This window comes from Pedobacter sp. 10L46_2 (assembly GCF_056395165.1).
In genome coordinates this window covers 1-15,185 of record NZ_JBFTIZ010000071.1, presented here as the reverse complement: position 1 = coordinate 15,185, position 15,185 = coordinate 1, and the positions used below count along the sequence as shown (strand labels likewise).

9 protein-coding genes are annotated in these 15,185 nt (G+C 37.5%); 8 read left to right on the top strand and 1 reads right to left on the bottom strand.

Annotated elements, in window-relative coordinates; translation table 11 throughout:
- The 4 genes from AC1DDX_RS10240 to AC1DDX_RS10225 all read left to right on the top strand — a co-directional run.
- The coding region (locus tag AC1DDX_RS10240; RefSeq protein WP_477622015.1) for a TonB-dependent receptor domain-containing protein at positions 1-2,198 on the top strand (2,198 nt) is incomplete at its 5' end.
- A gap of 10 nt (positions 2,199-2,208) precedes the next feature.
- Entirely contained in the window at positions 2,209-3,774 is a 1,566-nt protein-coding gene (locus AC1DDX_RS10235) for a SusD/RagB family nutrient-binding outer membrane lipoprotein (RefSeq protein ID WP_477622014.1), read from the top strand.
- Between the two features lie 26 nt (positions 3,775-3,800).
- Positions 3,801-5,387 (top strand): DUF5689 domain-containing protein, encoded by a 1,587-nt coding sequence (locus tag AC1DDX_RS10230; RefSeq protein ID WP_477622013.1) that lies wholly within the window; start codon positions 3,801-3,803, stop codon positions 5,385-5,387.
- A 34-nt stretch (positions 5,388-5,421) separates the two neighbouring features.
- The gene (locus AC1DDX_RS10225) at positions 5,422-6,834 is read left to right on the top strand and encodes a calcineurin-like phosphoesterase C-terminal domain-containing protein (protein ID WP_172661544.1); all 1,413 of its coding nucleotides are present in this window, start codon (positions 5,422-5,424) and stop codon (positions 6,832-6,834) included.
- A gap of 104 nt (positions 6,835-6,938) precedes the next feature.
- Here the strand turns inward: AC1DDX_RS10225 and AC1DDX_RS10220 are convergent, their stop codons facing one another.
- Entirely contained in the window at positions 6,939-8,087 is a 1,149-nt protein-coding gene (locus tag AC1DDX_RS10220; protein WP_477622012.1) for a fatty acid desaturase family protein, read from the bottom strand.
- A 176-nt stretch (positions 8,088-8,263) separates the two neighbouring features.
- Here AC1DDX_RS10220 and AC1DDX_RS10215 point away from each other — a divergent pair, with 176 nt between their 5' ends.
- The 4 genes from AC1DDX_RS10215 to AC1DDX_RS10200 form a co-directional block, all read left to right on the top strand.
- Entirely contained in the window at positions 8,264-9,274 is a 1,011-nt protein-coding gene (locus AC1DDX_RS10215; RefSeq protein ID WP_172661542.1) for a LacI family DNA-binding transcriptional regulator, read from the top strand.
- A 494-nt stretch (positions 9,275-9,768) separates the two neighbouring features.
- Positions 9,769-12,747 (top strand): SusC/RagA family TonB-linked outer membrane protein, encoded by a 2,979-nt coding sequence (locus AC1DDX_RS10210; RefSeq protein WP_172661541.1) that lies wholly within the window; start codon positions 9,769-9,771, stop codon positions 12,745-12,747.
- Positions 12,748-12,760: 13 nt separating this feature from the next.
- On the top strand, positions 12,761-14,350 hold the full coding sequence (locus AC1DDX_RS10205) for a RagB/SusD family nutrient uptake outer membrane protein (RefSeq protein ID WP_172661540.1): 1,590 nt from the start codon (positions 12,761-12,763) through the stop codon (positions 14,348-14,350).
- Between the two features lie 25 nt (positions 14,351-14,375).
- Positions 14,376-15,185, top strand: an 810-nt coding sequence (locus tag AC1DDX_RS10200) for a SusE domain-containing protein (RefSeq protein ID WP_477622011.1), incomplete at its 3' end; no start/stop codon positions are given.

Below are 15,185 nucleotides of genomic sequence, written 5' to 3'. Positions count from 1 at the left end.
CGGTTACTCAAACACAAGGATTAATAAGAACACCATGGGTTCCATACAAAAATCAGATACGTGATTTTTTCCAGACAGGTACCAATTTAACCAATTCATTGACGCTGGATGGTGCTTATAAAAATACTGCAGCCCGGTTATCTATTACTAATCAGAATAATACTTGGATTGTTCCTGAAACTGGCATGGAGCGAACTTCAGTAGCCTTGTCTTTGAATTCAAAAATTACATCTAAATTAAATATATCTGCCAAGGTCAATTACAACAATAGGTTTAGTGATAATTTGCCAGGTAATGGTTATGGGAACCAATCTTTAATGTATTGGTTCATTTTCTGGCAGCCAAGCGCGGACCTGAACTGGTTAAAGAACTACTGGGTTAATGGCAGCGAAAATAAGTTAATTGAATATCCATTCAGCAGTTTTCCTGAAAATCCTTATGCGATATCGCATGAATTCATCAACAGAAGTGGTCGTAATGGTTTAACTGGAAACGTGCAGGCGAGTTATCAATTTACGAATGAATTAAGCCTTCAGTTGCGTACAACAATGGACTTGGCATCGGAGCGTCGTGCTCAGGAACGTCCATATGATGCGGGAAGCAGGCTTCCAACTGGATCGTATCGTGAGCAGAAGATCTATGGTCAGGAAACCAATATAGATTTTTTACTGAAGTACGATAAAAATATCAGTAAGGATGTGAAAATGATTGCAACTGTAGGTGGGAGCCAGTTAAGAAATAAATATAACAAAACAGATCTTAGAGCTGATGGACTTAAGATACCTGGTGAATATACCCTTGAAAATAACTTGTATCCCTTGGTTTCAATCCCAGATACCAGCAGGTATAGAATTAACAGCTTTTACGGAGTATTGTCTACAAGCTATAAGAACTATCTTTACCTGGATATCACTGGTCGTAAGGATTGGAGCAGTGTACTTGCCACACCAAACAGGACAGATAATGTTGGCTTTTTCTATCCTTCAGCTAGCTTAAGCTTCTCTTTATCTGATTACTTTAAATTGCCTAAAGCTGTGAGTCTGGCGAAGTTAAGAGCGTCGGTTTCGCAAGTGGGTAGCGGAGGTACTACACCTTACCGAACTTCATATACCTACTCGCTGGCATCAAACGGAACATATCCTGATAGCGCCCTTGTAAATCCATCAACATTACCCAATCCGAATTTGAAACCGTTAAAAACCACAACTTATGAGTTCGGAACAGATTTGCGGTTTTTTGGTGACCGTTTGGGATTAGATGTGGCATATTATGCAGGCAATACTAAAAATCAGATCCTAACCCGTACAGTAGACCGTTCTTCGGGATACAATACTGCTATTATCAACGCCGGACAAATCAATAATTCGGGTATTGAGGTGGCACTTAATGCTATTCCAATAAAACACCGGAGTGGATTTATGTGGAGTACCTATATGACTTTTGCTGCGAATAGGAATAAAATTGTTTCCTTGCCTGACAGTTCTATTATTCTAAGGACCGGCCCGATTGCCGGGGGACAGATTGTAGCAAAGGTTGGTGGAAGTATGGGTGACCTTTACGGAAGAGGATACGTGCGTTCGCCAGATGGGCAGATCGTATATGACCCGGTAACAGGTAATGCAAAGATTACTTCTGATGTAGTTTATATTGGAAATACGACACCTAAATTTAAATTTAGTTTTGGTAATAATTTTAATTACAAAAGATTTAGTTTAAATGTGCTATTTGATGCACAGGTAGGTGCAGTAGGGCATTCTTTGCTAAACTATAAAATGGTGGAGCAAGGCAAATTAGCCAGTACTCTTCCTGGTAGGTATAGTGGTATTATTGGTAAAGGAGTAATTCAGAATCCTGATGGGACTTATCGGCCAAATGATGTAATTGCTTATGATATTGATGATTATTATCGTTCGCACATGGGGTCAGAGAATGCAGAGGGTAGCACTTTCAGTACAGATTTTATTAAATTCAGAGAAGCCAGCCTTAACTACTCATTTCATCCGAAATGGTTAGTAAATACAGGATTATCCTCGGTAACATTGGGTATTTATGGTCGTAACCTATTTATTTGGTCGCCATGGCCGATGTTTGATCCGGAGTTTGGTACCCTTAGCGGATCAGATATTGTGACGGGTTTTGAGATTGGGCAATTTCCATCAACCAGAACTTTTGGATTTAATTTAGTTGTTGGAATTTAATTATTAAAAAATGAAAAATATCATATATAAAGTTTTTGGAGGTTTGTTGTTGTTATCGACTATTACCCTTTCGTCATGCGATAAAGACTTTGAAGGGATAAATACAGATCCTATTAACATTATCAATACTATACCTGAAAAGCTTCTTGCACCGTCACTTGTGAATACTTTGAGCGCAAACATGATACGCAATCGTAATTTTAATAACGAGTTAATGCAGGTGACTGTGAGCATAAGTGATGGGGATGCTACCGTAATGCGGTATGAAYTTGGACGTACCTGGTCTGACTACCTATGGAATAGCTGGTACATACAGATAAACAACTTTAAAGACATATACAATCTGGCAGGCGAACCTGAGAATTTAAATCCATCATATCAGGGTATCTCACTTATTTGTCAGGTATGGGTATTTTCAATGCTTACAGATACTTATGGCGATGTACCTTATGCACAAGCAGGAGAAGGAAGAAATGGTATTGTTGAACCTGCTTTTGATAAGCAAAAGGATATTTACCTAGATCTGTTTAAGAAACTTGAGGAGGCTAACATTTTGCTTGCTAAAAACACTTCAATTGAAAATTTAAGTGATCCGGTATATAACGGAAACATAGACAAATGGCGCAAGTTTGGAAATTCACTATATCTAAGACTTTTGCTCCGTGTTTCGGGAAAAGCTGATGTTGCGCCTACTAGTATAGCTAAGATAAAGGAGATTGTAGATACTAACGCAGCTAAATACCCAATTATGAGTAATAATAACGAGTCTGCGGTATTAAAATGGACAGGAGAAGCGGGAGTAGGTGCTTATGTAAACCCTTATGTAAACGGCATTAGGGTTCAAGATTTCAGAACCCCTGCTATGTGCAGCTTCTTTATTAACAGGCTTCGTGATTGGCAGGATCCACGTGTTGATATTTCTACGTATGGTGATAACAGTGTTTGCCGTTTGGGTATTAACCCTACAGGGTCTGGTATGTCGGGTGTACCAAGTGGTTATTCTATAGGTGCCGGGGCTGTTAAACGCTCGTATTTTTACTCGAGCGATCAAGAAGTAGGCGGTAAGGCTGCAGGGGCAAGGTCGTTGCAACAATCGCCATTAGCGGGAATAATAATGAACTATGCTGAATTGCAATTTATCTTATCAGAAGCGGCATTGAAAGGATGGGTCAGCGGATCTGCGGAGACCTATTATAATAAAGGAATAGCTAATGCAATTAATTATTGGGTACCTACATTCGTCGCAGATCCATCGACAGCTGTTTTTAAAAAATATGTAACTGAGGCGGATATAGACTGGAATGCCGGCCTATCGGAAGATGAAAAAATGGAGCAGATCCATATCCAAAAATATTATGCTTTGTTTTTGGTAGATATGCAACAATGGTTTGAATATCGTCGTACAGGTCATCCGGTATTACCTAAAGGACCAGGATTGAAAAATGGAGGTGTAATGCCAGCCAGAATGACTTATCCGGTGTATGTGCAATCGGCTAATCCAACCAATTATCAGGCTGCCGTGGCTGCACAAGGACAAGACGAAATATTTACTAATGTATGGTGGCAAAAACCATAGACCAGCTAAAAATCGAAGATACTCACATGAAGAAAATAATATTTAACAGCATCATTTTACTCGCGGTAACCCTGGGCTGGTTAGCATGCAAAAAAGAGAATTATCCGGGCGGAACAGTTAGTTCTTACCTTCCTATATATGATCTTAGAAATCTATATAAGGGAGTAGATCTTACCCTTAATGCAGATAATATGTTTGGATCAACAAGTGTAGAAKGGATTGTGATTTCGGATCACTCCGGACATAACCTACCTTCGGGGCTTTTAGTGATAGAACAATACAGACGCCTAGGCTTGGTACGAGGTATTTCTATACCCATAGGAGCAGCAGCTGCAGAGTATGCACCTGGAGATTCGGTCCAGATAAATATTGCTGGTAGTGTGCTTAAACGCTTAGATGGTATATTGCAAATTACCGGGGTGAGTTCTAGTGCGATAACGAAAATTGCAACTGGTAGGCCAATTCCAAAAAACAGAGTAGCGAGTAGCAAAATCAAAGAAAATCCAAATGATTATGAAAGTACATTTGTAGCTATTGTAAAGGCAAGTTTTGACCCGGCAGTAGAAAGCACTGCAACATATGCTGGGGATAAACCTATTAATGATGGCTTTGATAACATTACCTTGCATACCGAGGCTACGGCGACATTTGCCAATGCAGGGAATCTTAATTTTAATGCAGTTTATTACGGTATTGTTTTCAATAAACAAGATGTGAATGGAAAACTTACTCCTGAGCATCGGATACGTACCTTAAAAGATGTTAAAGCATTAAGTTCAGTGCCAGAGGTTGCACCGGTGATTATTACCGGTTACATGGCCGATGTTAAAGGTGGAGATGGAAATTATGAATATATGCAATTTAAGGCGACTAAATTTATTGATTTTTCAGTAACACCTTATTCTGTAGTTGTTACGAATAATGCCGGTGCAACGAACCCAACAGGCTTCCCAACTTTAGGCTGGGCAACTGGTAGTCGCGCTACAACTGGAAATTCAAGAACATTTAAATTCAACCTAACCTCAGGAACTGTAAACAAGGGAGAGTTTTTTTATGTAGGCGGTGCCGGCAAAATGATCAATGGATCGGGGTCTACATCTATGAGCAGTAGTAAGTGGATCCGGGCGTTTGATTATACAAAAAGTGATGGTGATGGTTTCGGACTAAAAACCACTGGTTTATTTGCTAATAGTGGCAATGCCTCAGGCTTTGCTATTTTTGAAGGTACAGAAATCGACGTGAATACAGATCCTGTAGATGTTGTGTTTATTGGTTCAGGAGGGAGTTTATACAATGCAGAAACCGGTTTGGGCTATCGTGTAGCCAATACTGACCTATATGATAAGGTAGATGTTTTGTCAGATAATCTGAAACCTACTCCTTTTTACCTCAGTGGCACAAACACGATGAATTTTATTTATACTGAAGCCGATAAGGGTTACTTTAATAAGTTAGGGGGTATCTATGATGTTGCATTAGGAAAATGGATGAAAGCAAGACGTCAGGTTGCAATAGAATTAACTAAAACTTCAGCACTTAGTGAAATTGAAGGAGTGTTTCCAGGACCCTCGGAAGAAAATCCTGAAGGTTATCCATCTACAGTAATCAAATAAATAGCCAATTGAATTATAATGATTGAAATAGAAGATGAATAGAAGATCCTTTATACAAAGCTTTGGCTTAATTACGGGCTGTGCCTTTATTACACTAAAATCAAGCGCTTTTGATAATTTAAAGCGAAATAAAACTATAAGCGGCAAAGTAAGTTCGGGAAAGAAGGGAATTGCTAATGTTGCTGTTTCTGATGGATTTTCGGTGGTGCTTACAGATTCAAGTGGAAATTATTCGATTACACCTCATGAAAGAGCCAGCAGTATCTTTATGAGTACCCCTTCAGGATATGAATTTAAAACTGATTATAATGTTGCCAGACAATATGAGAAGTTGGGCAGCAAAAATGAATATGATTTCGTGTTGCAACCGCTAAAGGTAAAAGATGATAAACATACTTTTATCATTTGGGCAGATCCTCAGGTTAAGAATAAAAAGGATGTGGCGCAGATGATGAACACTACTGTGCCTGATGTTCAGCAGCTGATTGCGTCTTTTCCAAAAGATACCCTAGTTCATGGCATCGGTGTAGGTGATCTGGTATGGGACGATCTTACACTGTTCAAAAATTATAATGAAGCGGTGAGCCAGATGAACATTCCGTTTTTTCAGGCACTAGGAAACCATGATATGGATTACCGTATGGGAGGAGATGAAACTTCGGATAAAACCTTCAAGGAAATGTATGGGCCAACCTATTATTCATTTAATCGGGGACAGGCACATTACGTTGTACTGGACGATGTGCGTTATCTGGGCAATGAGAGGGAATACGATGGTTTCATAACAGAAGATCAGCTCAACTGGTTAGAGAAAGATCTTAAACAGGTATCTAAAGACAGTTTGTTAATTATCAACCTCCATATACCGGTTTATAACCAAGTGAAAAATAATACTGATTTTTATGCTCTTTTAAAAGAATATGATAATGTACACATTATGTCTGGGCACACCCATGTGAATGCTAATAACATTTCCAATGGCATCTTTGAACATAATCATGGAGCGGTATGCGGAGCATGGTGGACTGGCCCGATCTGTGGAGACGGAACACCCAGGGGGTATGGGGTATACAATGTTGAAGGGAATCAGTTAAAGTGGTATTATAAAGCTACCGGAGAAGATAGAAACGAACAAATGCGATTGTATGTGGATAAACTTACAGATCAGATGCGATTGATTGTGAATGTGTGGAATTGGGATCCTCAATGGACTGTAAGTTATTATCTTGATGGAGAGACTCTAGGCTTAATGGAGCATCAATTGGGCCTTGATCCTATGGCAATTGAACTTTACAAGGGACCTGAATTGCCGAATCCGAGAAAGTTTGTTGAACCAAACCAGACTGATCACTTATTTGTTGCTCATTTTAAACCATCTGTAAAAAGGGTTAGAGTGGTAGTTAAGGATCGTTTTGGAACTGAGTATAAGAAAGAAATAACTGTTTAAGGTATACTTACTATAGGATAATATCGTCATTCTGAATTTGCTTCGGAATGACGATTCCCACTTATTTAAAACTAAAGGTTACGATATAGCCACATTAAAGTATGCTATAGATATGCTGCAGACACTTTCCGTGTAAATAAGCAGGAAGATTTATTAATGTATTTGTTTTCAGCATAAGTTTCTTTTCCCAATTTGCGAAGTGTCTTGTAATGGGATACCAATGCTGCGCCAAAAGTGGAACTTTCGATGTAAGGTAATCCAAATTCTGCTGCGGTTTCCTTAACAATCCCACCAATGGCAGGATAATGTATATGGCATACTTTAGGAAAAAGATGGTGTTCTATTTGTCTATTTAATCMTCCGCATAGAAAGCTAGTTAATTTACTGTCTGTTGCAAAGTTGGCTGTTGTTCTCATTTGATGCTCAGCCCAGGCCTCTTCAATATTGCCATGGGTATCCGGATTTGGAAAGCTTGTGCCTTCAACCACATGCGCTAATTGAAAAACAAGGCCTAATACAAGTCCCTGTGAAAATTGCATTGCTAAAAACCCAATTAGAAATTGCCACCAGGTGACGTCAAGTATTATTAACGGTAGGACTATAAATAGGAAATAATAGATTCCTTTGTAAAAAAAAAGCTTAAAATATTCAATTTTTGGGTGTGTTAAAACATGCTCACCTATTTTCTTTTGAAAGAATTTTTTATAGTCCTTTCTAAATACCCAAGATAGCATAGCAAAGCTGTAAAGTACAAATGCATAAAAATGTTGATAACGCTGAACTCTATTAACAGTTTCAGCATCTGAAAAACGAATTAGACCTGGCGCCACATCAATATCTTCATCATGTCCTGCAATATTGGTATAGGTATGATGTACAATATTGTGGCATATATTCCAAACATATGGGCTTGCACCAATTAGATTAAAAACAAAACTGAAGATTTTATTAACTGCCAAGTGAGGTGAAAGTGCCTTGTGGATGGCATCATGACAAACATTAAACCCGACAAAAGCACCAAACATACCTAAAATAATAGCTAGTAAAAGCATAATAGGGAGGCTTAAACTAGCGGTAAGAATTAATAAATAAGTACCTACAAGACCTGTAAGAAAAAAATAAGCCTTAAACCACATTTGTCCATTTGCATAGGTAGAAACATTGTTTTCAGTAAAGTAAGCATCAACTCTTGAACGTACAGTTGCATAAAATGCAGATTTATTGGCATTAGTAAACTTGACCTTTTTCGTCATGAATTGTTCTCCCTCTTCTTAATATTGTCTATATCCCTATGATATTCAGCTAATGTACCATAAATATGCAGACATGGTGTAAACGTTATATTATTTAATTACGTTAATACTATGAGTTTAGATTTTCATCTATATTTACCGTGAATTAGTGATTCTATATAAATCATTAAAATTGGATGGATAACGTTAATATAAAGCAATTAGCTAAGGCACTAAATTTATCAACTTCAACAGTTTCAAGAGCTTTTAGAGATAATAGCGATATTAGTAAAGAGACGAAAGAGCGGATATTAACGATGGCAAAGGAGCTAAATTATCAGCCTAATCACCATGCCAGCAATTTAAGAGAGCAGCGAAGCAGAACTATTGCAGTAATTGTTCCTGAGATGGCAAATAACTTTTTCTCTCAGGCTATACATGGAATAGAGCGTGTAGCAAGAGAAAAGGGCTACCACATTCTGATCTATGCTACAGATGACGATTACCAAAAAGAAGTATCTTTTATCAGACATTTACATAATGGGAGGGCAGATGGAATTATAATGTCTGTTTCAGGTGAGGCTAATGACCATAATTATTTAAATGAGCTTACGCAAAAACGTTTACCTCTTGTTTTCTTTGATCGTGTTTACGAAGATATTATTACACCCAGAGTAATTACTAATGATTATGACAGTAGTTTTTCTGCTACCCAACATTTGATTAAGCAAGGATGTACCCGTATAGCTTATCTGGTTATCAATAAAAACCTTTCTATAGGTAAATTTAGGATGCAGGGATATATAGATGCATTAGTAAAATATAAGATACCTTACGATGAAGACCTTATAATTGATTGTACAAACAGCTACCCAAAAAATAATGTGATTTTGAAAAAGGTACTTACACAGTTAAAACCCGACGGTGTTTTTACTTCCGTTGAGCGCCTTGCATTTGCAACCTATTACGCTTGTTATGATTTAAAAATTTCTGTTCCTGAGGAGCTCAAAGTAATAGGCTTTTCTAGTTTGGAGATTGCTCCTTTATTGAACCCTTCATTAACAACAGTTACACAGCCGGCTACAAAAATTGGTGTCGAAGCAGCCTTGCTTTTGTTTAAAATGCTAGAAGATCCATCCTCGGTAAATCCAAATGAAAAGATCGTCCTTAATTCAAAACTAATCAAGAGAAGATCGACCGAAATCTGAGGTAAAACCTGAATAAAAAGAGTAACGATCCAGCATCCAAAAAACGATACTTTTTAACGAAAAAACAGAGCTGCTTTTTATGGTCTATTTTGCTTTTTTTTTTCAAAAAAAAATGGCGATTTTCTGATTTCACGCAGAATTTCATTCCAAATCATAAGGAGCGGCAGTAAAATATGTTGAAAATTTCGGGAACGTTCCCGGTAACGTTCCCGAAGAAATGATCAAAAATATGTAAGTGTAAAATATACACTAAATAGCTTTATTTTAATTTGTAAATTATTTATAATCAAATAATTATTAATTTTTTAGGTTGTTTTATGGAAAATTAGCTTGCAAATTTATAAAGCTATTTTTATTGTTTTGAAGTATAAAATATGGTGTTAAAAAAAAATATGATATAAAATTTTGATTTGTCAAGTGCGCTTGTAAATTTACCATAACTGTTACATACTGTTAACATTAACCAAATATTACACTAAAAAACGAGCCCAAATATGAAAGTATTTTACCTTACGAAGCACTGTCTTCTGGTGCTTTTAACACTAGCTGTTTTTGCAGCAAATGCACAAACCAGTTCACTAACTGGAAAAGTGCTCGATGAAACTGGATTGCCTTTGCCAGGAGCATCAATACAGATCAAAAGTTTAAATAAAAGTACCACTACTCCGGCCACTGGAATTTTTCAGCTAGGTGGGCTAAAGAATGGTGTTGTAATTGTTACTGTTACCTACATAGGTTATGAGACCCTTAATCAGCAGGTTACTATCAGCGGAAACACGAATGTAGATTTTAATTTAAAGCCAGACGCTCAAAATCTTAGCGAAGTGGTTGTAATCGGTTATGGTACTTCGGAGAAGAAGAACCTAACAGGATCAATTACCACTGTTAGTGCCAAAGATTTCCAGAAAGGAGCAATTACTACCCCAGAGCAGTTAATCCAAGGCAAGGTTTCGGGTGTAAACATTACCTCAAATGGTGGGGCACCCGGTGCTGGAAGTGTTATTAGGATTAGAGGGGGGGCATCTCTTAATGCAAGTAATGACCCCCTTATTGTAATTGATGGGGTGCCATTAAGTGGTAATACTATTGGTAATGCTCCAAGTCCACTTGCGTTAATAAACCCAAATGAGATTGAAAGCTTTACTGTACTAAAAGATGCAAATGCAACGGCAATTTATGGATCAAGGGCTTCTAATGGAGTAGTTTTGATCACTACTAAAAAGGGTTCTGCAGGTACGCCGGTAATTAATTTCAGCACAAATAATTCATATGCAACTATTGCAAAAAAAGTAGGAGTACTTTCTGCCGATCAGATAAGAACAGTTGTTAATGATAATCCAGATGTTAAATATGATGACAATCCTGATCATACATTTAAAGCTTTGCTAGGGAATTCCAATACGGATTGGCAAGATGAAATCTATAATAATTCATTCACAACAGATAATAATTTAAGTCTTTCTGGAGCTTTCCATGGAGTGCCATATAGGGTTTCTGGGGGCTATTTAGACCAAAAAGGATTGCTAATAACAGACAGATTAAAACGCGCTACTGGTGGGTTCGGAATTTCACCAAAGTTATTTGGTGACCACCTGAAAATTGACCTGAATTTAAAAGGATCATTAACAGAAGCTCATTTTGCAAATCAGGATGCGATACAAAATGCTATCCAATTTGATCCTACCCAATCAGTTTATGCAGAGAATAAGTACGGTAACTATTTTGAATGGATTCAGGGGGATGTTCCTAATCCGAATGCGCCAAGAAATCCAGTTGGATTGATCAGATTAAAAGATAATAACGGAAAAACTGAGAGAAGCTTTGGTAACGCGCAATTTGATTACTCTTTTCATTTTTTACCTGAATTACACGCTAACCTTAATTTAGGCTATGATGTTTCAAAAGGTTATGGAACCGTTCGTGTGCCAATATATGCAGCTCAGAGTGCAGCCACACAAGGCTCATTTACACGATCAGTAGGCACTCAAAGAAATAAAGTTTCGGAGTTCTATTTAAATTATGCCAAATATGTCGAAAGTATTAAAAGCAAGTTCGATGTAACTGCAGGTTATGGATATTATGACAACTCATCTACTACATATAACTTTGCTAGTTACAAAGGTACCGGAGAAGTTATATCAACGCCAACTTTCCCGTTTGCAGTAGAGCGTGAAAAATTGCTTTCATATTATGGCAGGTTTGTATACACCCTTGCAGATAAATATATTCTATCAGCAACTATGCGTGCCGATGGTTCCTCGAGATTTGCAGAAGAAAATCGCTGGGGTTATTTCCCTTCTGTAGGTTTTACCTGGAGAATAATTGGCGAGGATTTTCTTAAAGACAGTAAAGTTTTGTCTGACTTGAAATTGAGATTAAGTTATGGAGAAACCGGAAATAAAGATGGAATTGGTAACTATAATTATTTGTCAAAGTACTATTCAAATACCGGGCAAGGACAATACCAGATTGGAGATACTCTTTACGACTATTATACACCAGCAGCTTACGATCCTGATTTAAGATGGGAAACCACTACAACCTATAACGCTGGTTTAGACTACGGTTTCTTTGATGGACGCATTTATGGTGGGATTGATGTTTATTATAAAAAAACAAAAGATCTATTATCGACTGTTGATATTCCTTCTGGAACCAATTTTAACAACAGGTTGTTAACCAATGTTGGTAATATGGATGTAAGAGGAGCAGAGGTTAATTTGAACTTTTCGGTAATCAAAGGTGAAAATGCCAACTGGGATTTTGGAGTAAATGCTGCCTACAATAAAAGAAAGGTAACCAATCTTTCTCTAAACCCTGACCCTAAGTTTATAATTGATGCGGGTGGTATCACAGGTGGTACAGGAATAAACCTAAAATACAATGCAATCAACCAGATTCCGGGTTCTTTTTATGTGTATAAACAAGTTTACGACTCAAATGATAAACCACTGGAGGGTGTTTATGCAGATTTAAATGGAGATGGTATTATTAATACGGGTGACCAGTATTTCTACAAAGCACCTGATCCTAAATTCACATTTGGTTTTAATACTTCTTTCAATTACAAAAAATGGACTTTAAGCACAGTTCTAAGAGCTAATCTAGGCAATTACATCTATGATAATGTTTCTTCAAATTTTGGTGTTAAAAGAAATATCCTAAGCCCTACAGGTTTGATAAACAATGCCACTACCGATATCTATAATACAAACTTTACTAATAACCAGTACCTAAGTGATTATTATATAAAAAATGCATCTTTTTTAAAGATGGATAATGCCGGGATTGCTTTCGACGCAGGAAGAATATCCAAAAGTAATAATATGACTTTGCGTATATCGGCTAATTGTCAGAACGTATTCGTAGTTACAAAGTATAAAGGCCTGGATCCGGAATCAATTCTAGGGATTGATTATAACCTGTATCCACGACCAAGAACATATACTTTAGGTTTTAATGTTGGTTTTTAATTAGAGAAATAGAATGAAAAATTTATATAAAGTATTAGCAGTTTCAACCATTGTATGGCTGTCTGTTTCTTCATGTAAGAAGAGTGATTTGAACTTAACACCCACCAATGATCAAATAGCGTCCAGCGTTTATTCAACACCGGCAGGTTATAAGCAAGAATTGGTGAAATTGTATGCAAGCTATGCCTTAACCCATTCAAGTGGCGCAACTGCTGAAAGTGATATAGGTGGCCTGAATCCTGGTTTTACCGATTTTTTAAGATTGTTCTGGATGTCGCAAGAGCTAACTTCAGATGAAGCAATTTGTTCTTGGAATGATACTGGAATTCCTGATTTGAATCAGATGACCTGGACTTCAGAAACTACATTTTTAAGAGGGTTATATTCACGCAGTATTTATCAGATTACTGTTTGTAATGAATTCCTTCGTGAAAGTACACCAGAGAAACTTTCATCAAGAGGGATTTCAGGGGCTGATGCTACGGCTATTCAGAAATACCGCGCCGAAGCCCGATTCTTAAGAGCATTTCAGTATTGGGTATTATTAGATGGTTTTGGGAATCCTCCGTTTATAACTGAAAACGATGTTATTGGTAAAGTTCCGCCTAAACAAATCAAGCGTACAGACTTGTTTAATTATGTTGAATCAGAACTAAAAGCAATTGAATCTGATCTTGCTGATGCCCAAACGAATGAATACGGCAGAGCTGATAAAGGTGCTGATTGGGCCCTATTGGCAAGGCTATATCTAAATGCAGAAATATACACCGGCACGGCAAAATACACAGAAGCAATTACCTATTCGAGTAAAGTTATTAATGGCGGTTATTCTCTTGCCAGTACTTATAAAAACCTATTTCTAACAGATAATAACGTTACAAGTAAAAATGAATTAATTCTAACCATTAATTATGATGGCATTCATACTCAGAATGATGGAGGAACAACATATCTTATCAACGCAGCTATCAATGGAGATATGAATCCGGCTTCTTTTGGTGTGCCAACCGGTGGGTGGGCGGGCAACCGTACTAAGAACCCCCTTCCTCTGATTTTTGGAGATTACAGCGGTAACACTGATAAAAGAGCGATGTTCTTTGGAACAAAGCTTGCCAACGATGAAATGGGTGTTTTCTCTGATGGTTTAAGAGTTACTAAATTTAGAAATGTAAACTCAGCAGGGGTTCCAGCTCCTTCGATTGAGGGCAAGTTTTCTTCTCTTGATTTTCCATTATTCCGCCTGGCTGAACAATATTTGATTTATAGCGAAGCTGTTACCAGAGGAGGCTCTGGCGGTAATGCAGCTCAGGCCCTTACTTATGTAAATAACCTACGTGAACGTGCTTATGGTAACACTTCCGGAAATGTGGCCTCTCTATCAATTCCTTTTTTCTTGGATGAAAGAGCCAGGGAGTTGTATTGGGAAGGTTTTCGTCGAACAGATTTAATCCGTTATGGTAAATATACAAATGCTTCGTATGTATGGCCATTTAAAGGTGGTGCTAAAGCTGGTACCGGAGTATCTGATACAAGGAATTTGTTCCCGATACCATCTGCAGATCTTATTGCTAATACAAATTTAGTCCAAAACGCAGGTTATTAATTTAACATAAAGAAGAATTATTGAGATGAAATCACTAATCATAAAATCCATTGCTTTAGGTTTAATAACCATAGGGCTTTGGTCTTGTAAAAAAGAGGAAACAAAGGTAGTTGCCTCCTCGGGTACCCCGGGAACTTTAAAGTCATCTGTATCTACATTGGTATTGGATAAGGCTAAGCTAAATACCGATGTAATTACACTTGATTTAACTAATGCATCATTCGGATATCAGGCTGGTATTACAAATGTGCTTCAATTGGCAGTTAAAGGGACGGACTTTAAAACACCTAAAGAAGTTGCCTTAGAAGCAAATGCACTCTCTAAAGTATTTAAGGGTGTTGATTTTAATAATTTGTTGCTGGCACTGAATTTATCATTTACTGAAAATTCAGAAATAGAAATGAGGATTAAGTCGTCAATTTCCAGTGCTGTAGCGCCGGTTTACAGTAATGCATTAACACTTAGTGCACGACCGTTCCCGTTAACTACATGGATTTATGTTCCTGGTGCATATCAGGGCTGGAATCCACAAACAGCAGACAGCCTAATTTCTCCTACAGGGAATGGTGAATTTAAGGGCGTAATTGGATTTACTCCGGGTAATCTTGAATTTAAAATTACGCCAGCTAAAAAATGGGATATTGCTTATGGAGATGCGGGGGGTGGTAAAATAAGTCCGACTGCAGGTGATAATTTTAAAGCTCCTGCTGCAGGTGCATTTCAGCTTTTTGTTGATTTAAACAAAAATCAAATAGAAATTACTCCAATAGTGTTTGCACTTATTGGAGATGCAACACCAAAAGGATGGGATGGAGATACAGATATGGCCTATGCC